General features: G+C 67.6%; 9 protein-coding genes. 4 read left to right on the plus strand and 5 right to left on the minus strand.

Annotated features, from left to right (window positions below; all coding sequences use genetic code 11):
• Positions 1-229: 229 nt before the first annotated feature.
• Positions 230-757 carry a transposase gene (locus IEJ02_RS46910; protein WP_191070373.1) on the plus strand — a complete coding sequence of 176 codons (528 nt, stop codon included), beginning with the start codon at positions 230-232 and terminating at the stop codon, positions 755-757.
• 1,811 nt (positions 758-2,568) lie between these two features.
• Positions 2,569-3,153, plus strand: coding sequence for a GNAT family N-acetyltransferase (locus tag IEJ02_RS46915; protein WP_191070374.1), 585 nt, complete (start codon positions 2,569-2,571; stop codon positions 3,151-3,153).
• Positions 3,154-3,168: 15 nt separating this feature from the next.
• Here the strand turns inward: IEJ02_RS46915 and IEJ02_RS49545 are convergent, their stop codons facing one another.
• From IEJ02_RS49545 to IEJ02_RS50640, 3 genes are read right to left on the minus strand one after another with little or no spacing between them, the layout of a single operon-like run.
• Positions 3,169-3,816: a transposase gene (locus IEJ02_RS49545; RefSeq protein ID WP_223865580.1), complete on the minus strand. Its 648-nt coding sequence runs from the start codon at positions 3,814-3,816 to the stop codon at positions 3,169-3,171.
• Entirely contained in the window at positions 3,779-4,231 is a 453-nt protein-coding gene (locus IEJ02_RS49550; RefSeq protein WP_317986106.1) for a transposase, read from the minus strand. Before IEJ02_RS49550 ends, IEJ02_RS49545 begins: the two co-directional genes overlap by 38 nt.
• Positions 4,146-4,796 carry a transposase family protein gene (locus tag IEJ02_RS50640; RefSeq protein WP_317986105.1) on the minus strand — a complete coding sequence of 217 codons (651 nt, stop codon included), beginning with the start codon at positions 4,794-4,796 and terminating at the stop codon, positions 4,146-4,148. Before IEJ02_RS50640 ends, IEJ02_RS49550 begins: the two co-directional genes overlap by 86 nt.
• A gap of 251 nt (positions 4,797-5,047) precedes the next feature.
• Here IEJ02_RS50640 and IEJ02_RS46925 point away from each other — a divergent pair, with 251 nt between their 5' ends.
• On the plus strand, positions 5,048-7,435 hold the full coding sequence (locus IEJ02_RS46925) for an NACHT domain-containing protein (protein ID WP_191070375.1): 2,388 nt from the start codon (positions 5,048-5,050) through the stop codon (positions 7,433-7,435).
• Positions 7,436-7,716: 281 nt separating this feature from the next.
• Here the strand turns inward: IEJ02_RS46925 and IEJ02_RS46930 are convergent, their stop codons facing one another.
• Complete coding sequence (locus IEJ02_RS46930; RefSeq protein ID WP_191070376.1) at positions 7,717-7,881, minus strand: hypothetical protein; 165 nt, start codon at positions 7,879-7,881, stop codon at positions 7,717-7,719.
• Positions 7,882-8,265: 384 nt separating this feature from the next.
• Between IEJ02_RS46930 and IEJ02_RS46935 the strand changes: the two genes are divergently transcribed.
• Positions 8,266-10,314 (plus strand): NACHT domain-containing protein, encoded by a 2,049-nt coding sequence (locus IEJ02_RS46935; RefSeq protein WP_191070378.1) that lies wholly within the window; start codon positions 8,266-8,268, stop codon positions 10,312-10,314.
• A gap of 346 nt (positions 10,315-10,660) precedes the next feature.
• Here IEJ02_RS46935 and IEJ02_RS46940 read toward each other — a convergent pair.
• On the minus strand, positions 10,661-10,849 hold a 189-nt coding region (locus tag IEJ02_RS46940), incomplete at its 5' end, for a hypothetical protein (RefSeq protein ID WP_223865582.1).

A 10,849-nucleotide genomic window follows, 5' to 3' on the forward strand; every position in this document is an offset into this window, starting at 1 on the left:
CTCCTGGTGGAACTGTCTGCAGCAACATGCCTGCTGGGCGTGCCCGACCGGTCCTGGCCGCCGGTCGGCTGCTTCTCACAGCCGGCGAGCGGCGGCACCTGCCCCGGCGATCCCGGTCCCGGTCATGCCACCCGGAATGATGTGCAAAACAGTCCTCGGGTTGCGGGCGCACGAGGACGGTGTCCACCTTCCCGCCACTCCGTGGACACCCGCGGCCTGCCGGTGATGAATGGTCACCCCCGCCAGCGTCCACGACGCTCATGCGGCCCGCGACTTCCTCTTCCGCCTCCGCCTCGCCCACCCCGAGATCACCCTGGTCTGGGCCGACTCCGCCTATGGCGGCGAACTCGTCACCTGGGCCAAAGACCGCCTCCGCCTCACCCTCAAGACCGTCAACCGGCCCAAAACGAAGGGGTTTGTCCTCTTACCGAAGAGATGGGTGGTCGAGAGGTCCATCAGCTGGATCATGAGGGCCGGCCGGAACTGCCGGGACTACGAGAAACTCCCCCAGCACGCCGAGGCGCACCTGGCCTGGACCGTCATGACCTTGATGACGGGTCGGCTGACGAAACCGGTGGCCGACTGGCGCGAGCCCAAACCCCCGCCGCCTCCGGCGGCCCCGCCCCTGCGTATCCGACTGCGTCCCTGGACCGTCCGGCTCGCCCCCGCCCCCTGTGACCGTCCAGGTCACCCCTACGAGGCCCAGTGGGGCAATCCGCCGCGGTCGCGTGCGTCGTCCTTAGCGACGCGGACTTGAGCGACGGCCCATTGGTCGGCCCCGCGTTCGACGTCCTGCCGGTAGACGGCACGGGCGCCGATTGATGCGGGGCCGGGTGCCTTGAGACCGCAGCCCCAGCAGATGACCCGGTCGGCGTCTGAGGGGCAGGCAGTGCGATGTCCACAGCGGGAGCATGCGTGCTCGGTGTCGCGGCCCAGGACGTCTGCCTTACTGATCTCGGAGGACGTGCGGCAGGAGCCGCACCTCACGGTCACGGGCCTGGTCCAGTCGACGTGCTGCTGGTCCCGGGTGAGGAAACAGTCGACGGAGTCCGGCTCACCGACGATGCCGCAGGCCGGACAGGCGAAGTACGGGCGGCGTTCATCGCGAAGGGTCACAGGATCGTTTTCCACACACCGATCCTCTCGTACGAAAGCTGCCCGGGAGCCAGAAAGCAAGGCACTCACAGAACGTTACGGATCAGCAGGAAGCTGGACAGCTTCTGAGCACTCTCCCGGCCGTGGGGACCGGCAGCCCCACCGGCGCCTTCGCATCGTCGAGGTCCGGGGGCCGAAGGCCGCCCGCGTCCGAACACCACACCCGCGATGAGGACAGTCAGCGAATGTCCGGTAACCCGATCAGGCAACTCACGATCAGTGCCAAGTCACGCGAAGGTGCTGGAGCACCTCAACCAGCCCCCAGACGATCAAGCCCCCGATGACGGCGGCGAGAATGGCGCCGGGCATGGTTATGGGGTCGCGCCAGGACGGACGCTGCCCGCTCTGGGAGTGGTCAAGATCCCCGCTGGGTATCTTCTGCATGGGGCGCCTCCGGCGTCTGGGGGCCGCCGGCGCGGGAGTCCAAGCCAACACCGGCGGCCCCATCTGCATGAGGGGGAGCACTGCACTCTCACCTCGCCAGATGATTCCCGACCAGCAGCTTCTTCAGCCGCGTAGATCACCCTGGTCAAAAAGATCAGACCCCATTCCAGGGCTTCTGACACCGGCCGGCTTCTAGATTTTCGGGCCCCTCATCTGAGGTCGGATCTTTAGAACTTCCGCAGGTCAGAGTGCTCGCCGCCGAGCGGACTGTTACCGCGCCGAGCGTTGCCGACCTGGCCGTCAAGCACGCCGCAGGCCTGTCCGTGAGCGCCCAAAATCCGTAATCCTCCGTGGCCTGCAGCGTGTGCGGCTACGGCCGGCTCGGCCATCCTGGCCTGGCCTGGGCGCCGGCGCTGAGACGTTCCATAACGCTGCCGCTTGGTGCTCGTCGCCACCGACGAGCACGACCAGACCGTCGGTGTGCTGACCGCCACCGCCCCGGGCACACTGATCCAGATGGCCACGACCAACGGCTACACCCCTCAGAAAGCCACGGCCCTGAGCGTGTTCGTCGCCAAGCTTCCGAGCCTGGCAGGTCTACCAGCAGCTCGGATACTTCCTGCTGTACGGCTCCTACGAGGCCGACCGCGACCACCTGCACGCCTTTTACACCCGCTGCGGCTACACCGTCTACGCCCCCGGTGAGGGCTTCTCCCTGGAACGCATCGCCCTGCCCTTTGGCCTTCACGCTGGCCCTGGCGAGTGCATGTTCACCCGCTGGTGCCCCAAGCACTGATCAGATGGTCAGTGCGGGGTGTGACAGTTCGGGTCGGTGCAGCTGCCGGCCAGCGCCAGCGTGCGGTCTTCGGGCTGCGCGTCCAGCCACTGGGCGCGCATGGCTTGGCGGCGTGGCTTTGTAGGTGGGAACCGGTTCTGGCTCAACTTCTGTGACGTGGTCGCTGTGAGTGACGGAGGCAGCATGATCTCCGCCTCGCTGTGAGGCAGCGATTCCGAAGCTACGGTGCAATAGTGAGCAATGACTCCCTCCTCGGCCGCACCATCCGTCTCATCCCGCTGTCCGTCGATCATGCGGAAGCACTGTTCCCCTCTGCGTCGGATCCCGAGGTCTGGCGATGGATGCCTCGGCCTCGGCCCGGCTCCCTGATAGAGATGCGGGCGATGATCAGTCAGATGCTGGCCGATCGAGCCCGGCGGTGCTTCGCGGTCCAGCGCCTGATCGACGACTCGGTAATCGGTTCGACCAGTTTGTATGAGCTTGACCTCGCTGCGAGCCGCGCTGAGATTGGGGCGACCTGGTTCGATCGTTCTTGTTGGGGTGGCCCCTATAACGCCGAGTCCAAGCTTCTGCTGTTCGGACACGCCTTCGATGATCTGGGCCTTGCCCGAATCGCCCTGCGGACCGATAACCTCAATGTGCGGTCCCAGCAGGCCCTGACACGGCTGGGGCTGGTCTATGAAGGGACTCTGCGCAGCCACATGGTGCGCCAGGACGGTACGCGTCGTGATTCGCTGTATTACAGCGTGCTCGCGGACGAGTGGCCATCCGTGCGCGACAATCTGCTCACTCGGATCGCAGCCAAAGGCACTGTCTGATCGTGCGGTTGCCCGTCACGGCGCGAGGAGGACTCGCTTCCGCAAGAGAGCGAAGCCGGCGCGGCCGAACATCTGGCGCTTGAGCATCTTGATGCGGTTGACGTGGCCTTCGACGGGACCCGAGTTCCAGGGCAGGGTGAGACCGGCGATGACGGCGTCGAGGTCACGGTCGATGCCGGCGGCGAGGGTGTGGAGGCTGGGCAGGTCGTCCTGCCGGACGGCGTCGAGCCAGTGCGGTAGGCGCTCGCCCTGGCGCTCGGTGAGCATGACCGCGAAGGAGCGGACATGCCGGATGAGGGCGTCGAGTTCGGGGCAGTGGGAGCGGACGGTCTTGAGCTGGAGCTGTTCGGGCTCGGTGAGGGTCTCTGGGCGGCTGAGGATCCATCCGGCGACCTTCCTCGGCGACGGCGGCCGGGCGGTCACCAGCTGCGGCGAGGTGCGCTTCTTGTGCAGGTAGGCGCGGACGCGCTGGTAGCTGCCTTTGTAGCCGAGCGGCACGATCTCCTCCCAGAGCTTCCAGGCGTTGGTGCAGCCCTCGCTCCAGCGGTCGTCGAGGTAGGTCTTGTACTCGTCGAGGACGGAGGTCCGGTTCTGCCACTGCCCGGTGAAAAGCCCTTCGGGCGTGTCAGCACGGGAGAACCGTAAGACAGTGTTCTGGCTCATGCCGAGTTGCCGGGCCACGGACCGCTTGCTGTGTCCGGCGGCGAGCAGTGCGTGAATGGTGGCGTGCTTGGCACGGGTGCGCTCGGCGAACCGGTGGCCCGTCGGCCACGGTGAACTGGACGGCTTCTCTTCTGCGACGGGCTCCGGCTCGGGTTCGGGGGCGGCAGGGACGAGGGCTCTGAGGCAGTGGCGGTGCTGGGCGACGGACCGTTCGACGGCTTCGCTCAGGTTGTGCCAGAAGGTGCCACCGGTCCGCGACCTGGACGGCCTGCGGGGCGCCGGCGGTGGCACCTTCGGCGAAGAACGGCGCCCGGTCCCGGCATACGACCTCAACGCCCGGCCGGTCGGCGAGCCAGGCCGCCAGGCTGGATGCCTCCCGGTCGGGCAGCAGGTCGATGGGACGGCGGGTCTCGATGTCGACGAGGACGGTGCCGTAATGGCGGCCCTTGCGGGTGGCGTACTCCGACCACACGCGGGGCAGCGACCTCGGGCTCGGGGAGCGCATCGACCAGCCGGAGCACCGTACTGCGGCTCACAGACACTCCGAGGACGCGGGCAATGCGGGCTCCGGCTCGGCCCGCGAGAGCCAGACCGACCGCGGCCAGGGTCGAGCGCAGCTGCTCGGTCCGCTGACTGTGTCGGCGTGTCAGGCCGGGTATCTGCTCGACGAAGGTAAGGCGTGCGCACCCCGAGTTCCCACAGGTGAGCCGACGGACCCTCAGCTGGAGAACAACGCTTCGTCCACCGCTCGGAACATCAGCGGGAAACCGCAGGTAAGAACCATGAACCTGGTTCGACCAGACCCCGCAGGCGGGGCACACGGCGCCGTCCGCGGTGCATCGCGCGTCGACGCGTACTATCTCGATGTTCACGTCCACCGACAGCACCGCGACATCCGCGATCGACGGGAACAACAACTCCTTCAGCCGGAGCTTGACGTCTTCCACGGCCCCGAACTTTCGGCCCAGTCGCCTCGGCATCGGGTCGTTTTCGGGCGACTTTGCGTGCGGCCGGACAGGCTCAGCTGTGACTCAGCGTGGTGGCGTCACAGAAGTTGCGCCAGAACCTGGGAACCGACACCGCTTGTCGACGAGTTTGGGCAGCACTTCCCGATCATGTCGCTGCGGAATGTCGATGAGAACTGAACCGCGGTGAGAGGTCGCACGTCGGGTGTCCGCTCGTCCGGCTTCGCCCTGTCGCCCTGCGGGTGCGATAGGGCATCCTCGTGCCCATGCGAACGGGGGACGTACGTGGCGACGGCGGCAACAGCAGGCGCGGACACTCCAGAGTGTGGGGCCTGGTTGCGGGAGCTGTCGCGGTCGTCGGACTGATCTTCGCGAAGTCGGCTCACTTGGGCGGTGGGGAGAGCGCCGAACACCTGCTGGGGGTCGCCGGCACCGCCGTGGGCCTCGTCGTCGGTGTGGCGTCGCTGTGGATGTCGTGGCTCGGCTACCGGGCGGACCGGCGCGAACACGCTGACAGCCTCGGTTTGATGGTCGTGAGTGACGAACTGGCGCTGGCGGTGCGCGCCCAGTGGCAGGCTGAGGCGAGAGTCCGGCGCCTCGACGAACCGTACCCACTGCCGGTCCCCTGGCGGCCCGCCCGTGCCGATGTAGTGGAACCCTGGGACATTCTCGTCCGCACCTTCACCGGGGCACCCGCCGACCGGGCCGCACTGCCGCCCGCCTGGGCTCATGGCCCCGAGGGCCTGGCTGGTAGCGACGGCGAGATCGTCGAGGTCCTCACCACCCGCGTACCGGGCAGACGCCTGCTGATCCTCGGTGAGCCGGGCGCGGGCAAGACGATGCTGCTCGTACGCCTCCTGCTGGGATTGCTCCAGTCGCGCGAGCCGGGCTCACCGGTCCCGGTCATCTTCCCCCTGGCCTCCTGGGACCCCGACCACAGTGAACTCGACGCATGGCTGGCCGAACGTCTCGCCACCGACTACCCGGGCCTTGCCGCGCGAGCTCCCGCCCCGGCCGCCGGCGGACGCGGGCAGGTCACGTCGCGTGCTCGCGCTCTGCTGGACCAGCGCCTGATCATCCCCCTGCTCGACGGATTGGACGAATTGCCCGCACGTACGCGCGCCGTGGCCCTGGACGCCGTGAACCGCGCCCTGCCTCCGGGAATCCCTCTCGTTCTGACCAGTCGCACCGCCGAGTACCAGGCCGCCGTCGATCCGCCCTCCGGTGCGGGCGTTCCCGTGCGCCTCACCGGAGCAGCCGGCATCGAACTCCAAGCTGTGGACCCCGAGGAGGCCGCCGCCTACCTGCGCCGCGACGCCGGCGGGGAGGGCACCCCTTCCGCCGAGCGGTGGCAGCCCGTGCTCAGCCTCCTGCCCACCGACACCCCCGTCGGCGAAGCCCTGTACACGCCCCTGACGCTGTTCCTGGCCCGAACGATCTACAACCCGCGCCCCGGCGAACGACCCGCGGCCTTACCCGACCCGGCCGAACTGTGCGACACCACCCGCTTCCCCACCGCCGCAGCCATCCGCGCCCAGCTCTTCGACGGCTTCATCCCCGCCGCCTACCGCCCCCTGCCCGGCCACCGGGTGCGGTGGTCGAGCCGCCAGGCCCAGAAGACACTCACCTTCCTGGCCCGGCACTTGGAGGAAGACCTGCACGGCGGAGCCGACCTGGCCTGGTGGCAGCTGCGGCTGGCGGTGCCCGAGACCACACGACGGTTGCTGTCAGGCGCGGCCCTGGGCGCGTCGATGTTCCTGCTGACGCTCCTGGGCTGCGGCCTTGCCGTTCTGGGTCTCCTTGCCAGGGACGGCCTCGGGACCCTGTGGGCGCTGTTCTGCTCCGCGCCCGGTCTTCCGTTCTTCGTGGGGGGCTGGGACGGTAGCTTGCTGGGGTCGCCACTGTGGATGTTGGTCATGCTGGCCGCCTACTTGCCCGCAGGATGGTTGCTCAGCCACGTGTTCCGGCTGCGAAAACGAAACATCCCGGCGGTGGGAGGTCACTGGTCGTGGAACCGGAGCTCCCTCTTGCTGGGGCTCGGGACCGCGCTGCTCGTCGGCACGGTACTTGACTTTCTCCTCGACCGAGTGGCCAGCGTCGGATGGGGTGTTGTGGCTGGGCTTGTCTGCTGGCTGGTCACGGCATGGAGCGCGGCCCCAGCAGACCTTTCCTCGGTCACGGGTCCGCAGGAACTGCTCCGGCAGGACCGCAGGATCTTCTGGGGCTTCGTGCGCACAGGCGCCCTGCTTGGTCTGCTGGCCGGGCTCCTACTGGGCATCACGCTGGGGTATCTGAACGGTGACCTGCGCGACATCGACCCCATCAGCGCGCTGACCGGCAGCACTGTGTTCGGCTGCGGCATCGGCTTCTGGAGCGGACTCGTCCTTGGCCTTGCCGCCGCCCTTCACCGCACCTCCTGGGGCGATTTCACCTTGAGCCGCCTCTACCTCACTGCCCGGCACCGAGGAGCCCTGCCTCGCCACCTCATGTCGTTCCTCACCGACGCTCACCAAGTGCGCGGCGTCCTGCGGCAGGTTGGACCCATCCACCAGTTCCGCCACATCGACCTGCAACGTCGCCTCGCCTCACACACCGAACCTTTCCCGGCGCCAGCCTCGCCACCAACGACACCGCCGCGGAGGGACGCCTGTTGACGTGACTGGCGCCCCAGTTCAGCGGTGGGCTACATACTCGAGAACCAACGCCACCGGAAACCCCGCCAGATCCAGGCCACAGGCCACCCGGTAGTGGCACGAACGTCCGGGCTACGCACAGCACTGCCCTGCTCCAGCCGCAAGGCCCGGGGTGGTGTCGAAACTCAGCGATATCATTCTCCGCACACTCCGGGTGCTGTCATGCCTGACCGATAAGTGGTGCCAGATCCCACCGACGGAGCCAGCGGCGCTGCTTGGCCAGAGGCCGGGTGTGTAGATCGTCAGCGGTCGATGCTGGACCGTACGGTGCGTACGAGGTCGGCGTCGTCGCGCATAACGGCGGGGACTGCGGCGTCGGCGCGGACCTGGCCGTGGTCTTCACCGCACGGGCAGACGCTCCATCCGTCCTTTTCGATCTTGTCCGCAACGCGTTCCAGGATCTGCACGGCCTCGTCGAGGACACCGGAGGAGTTTTACCCGAGCCTTTGCGGATTTCGGGGCGGGCCGCGTGAACACCGTCCGCTCCGCTCGCGCGAGGGCCTCCACGACCTTGCCACGACGCGGGGCCGGCTGCTTCTGCTCGTGATCGCTCATGCCTCCAGGAGGCTCACGGCTTGCCTGTGGACGGTGCGAGGCGGCGTCGTTGGTCACGACATCGCGTGCATGAACATCCGCCCCCCTGCGGATACGCGAGCGAGCCCTGGACCACATCGGTCCGGGTGTGACTGGATGCAGCCCGGGTGCGGCGGCGACCCGACAGCGAGTAACTGGAGCATCAGATCCGGCGGAACAGGTCGTCTGTGCGCCATGGGGAACGGCATGATCGGGGCATGGTCGGACTGGGAGCGCGCCGTCACCGGCGTATCTGGGCGTGCATCGCTTTGCTCAGCGTAGGGCTGTTCGGCGTTTGCGTGTTCTTCACCGTGTGGCACGCAGTCCACGGCACATTCTCGCCGTCCGATGCCGCAACCCTGGCCGGGCTACCGCTGGCAGCGCTGAGTCTCATAGCCGGAGTCTTCGCCATCCGTAAGCCGATCGAGGGCAACAACGCCGAACTCGCCCGCGGTCGAGCCAAGACGCTGGCCCGGCAGGTCATGGACAGTGAAAGCAAGGTGCTGCGCCAGCTCCTCGGCGCCGACCACAAGAGCATCGACCTGGCCTACGTTCTCCATCCCGCGACCAACCGAGCTGCAACCGCCCCGCCGGCCGGACGTACCCACAGCTCCGCAGCGTCCGCCACCCTGCCAGACGTCCTGCACTACTACCGCGACACCCGCCCCCGACGCCTCGTCATTACGGGGGCCGCAGGCGCCGGGAAAACGGTCCTCGCCCTGGAACTCATGCTCGCCCTCCTGGAGAAGCGCGGAGAAGACGACCCTGTCCCGGTAAGGGCCTCGCTCGCCGAATGGGACACCGGCCAGCCGCTGACCGAACTGCTGACGCAGCGCCTGATCGATGCCTACGACTGGCCACGTGCTCTGGCCGACAGCCTCGTCGACCAGGGCCTCATCCTGCCTGTCCTGGACGGGTTGGACGAGATGGACCCAGTACGCGACGACGGCGCCCCCGACCCTGCCGCATCACGAGCCAAAGCCGCTGTGGAAGCCCTCAACGCCTATCAGGACGGCAGAGACGCCGGGCCGCTGATCCTCACCTGCCGCACCGACCACTACGACGCCCTCGGCCCCGGCGACCAACTGATCGACGCAGCCCGCATCACCATCGCCCCGGTCAACACCGGGGAAGCCATTGGCTACCTAACGGACCGGGCCCGCGACATCGGACGCTGGCAGCCCCTCATCAACCACCTGACCACCAACCCCACCGGCCCGCTCGCCGCTCTCCTGTCCACACCGTGGCGGCTCTGCCTGACCGCCACCGTCTACCACCGCTCCGGCGACCCGGACGAACTCCTCCTTCATCCCACTGCCCACGACCTCGACCAGCATCTGCTTGCCCGCTACATCCCTGCGGCGACCGCCAACATGGACAACCCCCACGGCTACGAAGCCGCGCAGGTCCATCGGTGGCTGCATCACCTCACACGGCACCTCACCAGTCCTGGTACGCACCCACCTGCCACCGACCTGACGCTCCACAAACTGTGGCCCCTCGCCGGTCGTTTCCGGGTCCGCTTGGTGGATGCGCTCTTGGGCTTGCTCTTCGTGTGCTCCCTGCCCCTGCCGCTCGCGCTGCACTACGACGCTTACGGCTCTTTTGCCAACATCGAGCCACGATTCTTGGCTATTACGGGTGCTTTTGTGATTGTTGACTCCTTCGTGCTGCGTTCCCCAACACGCTTTCGACCTCCCCCCATTACGTGGCGGCAGGTCGGGGTCTGCGCTCTCCTCGTCTGTGGTGGGGCGGTGGTGATGGATGTCATCGGAAAGTTTCCAGAGGTATGGAGCCGTATAGGGGAGCCGCCTGGATATACGCCTTGGTACGGGGGGCCTTTCTGGGAGCTTGGCGGGTTACTGGGTTTCGTCCTCTGGTTCGGAATGCAGTGGCGGGGTGAACCATCAAGGGTCGCCAGCCCATGGATCTTGGTGCGCGACGACCTGATCGGTGGGCTACTCGTTGGATTTTCGCTCGGGCTCTCGGTAGGGATCTCGGGTGTGCTGGCGTACTTGTTTGCCAACCCATCGCAGAGCTCGCTCCAGGTCTTGTTGACGCTGGGTCTCGCCTTCATATGGGCGGGTCCTCATGCAGCGCGGAGATACGCGGTGCTTCTGCTCTGCTCGCGAGGCCGTCTGCCATTCCGTCTCGCCCGATTCCTCGACTGGGCTGTCACCGCGGGTCTGCTCCGCTACAGCGGCCCGGCCTACCAGTTCCGACACCGTGAGCTCCAGGATTGGCTGAGCCGCCGTCCACACCCGTGAGGCGGTACTACGGTGGCTCCTCATGCGGTCCGCAGGCGTCGAGCGGCTGCTGCCCCCCCGCCGCTCGACTCTTGGTGGCGTACACCTATGCATCCAGCCGTCTGCTGCCGCTGTAGCCGCGGCGTTCAGCCGAAGGGTTCGTAGCGGCGGCTGCGCCGGCCGGCCTGCGCAGCACTCCTGCCCGGGGCGGGGCTGCCGACGATCTCACAGGCCCCTCTCACGCTGCTGCCTCACCTCGGGAAGCGGGGTACCACGGTCGGCAGGCATACTGGAGAGGCGCGCTTTCGCGTACAGGTGCGGTGATGCCCCGGCGGTAGGGCCGGGGCATCACTGCGTCTGAGAGCGATCAGGCGACCGTGTGGAGGCCGCCCTTGCCGGGCTTGGGCGGGCGCTTGGCGTAGCGCGGGACCTTGATCGGGGGAGGGCCGCCGACGGCGAGCTGCTGGGTCATCTCCTTCTCCAGCTCGTGCTGCGACTCGTAGCCGGCCACGGCAGGGTTGAGGGTGCGATTTCTCGGGTTGGTGTCGGTGGTGGT

Origin of the sequence: Streptomyces sp. 5-10, assembly GCF_014712245.1 — a bacterium.
Taxonomy (GTDB): domain Bacteria; phylum Actinomycetota; class Actinomycetes; order Streptomycetales; family Streptomycetaceae; genus Streptomyces; species Streptomyces violaceusniger.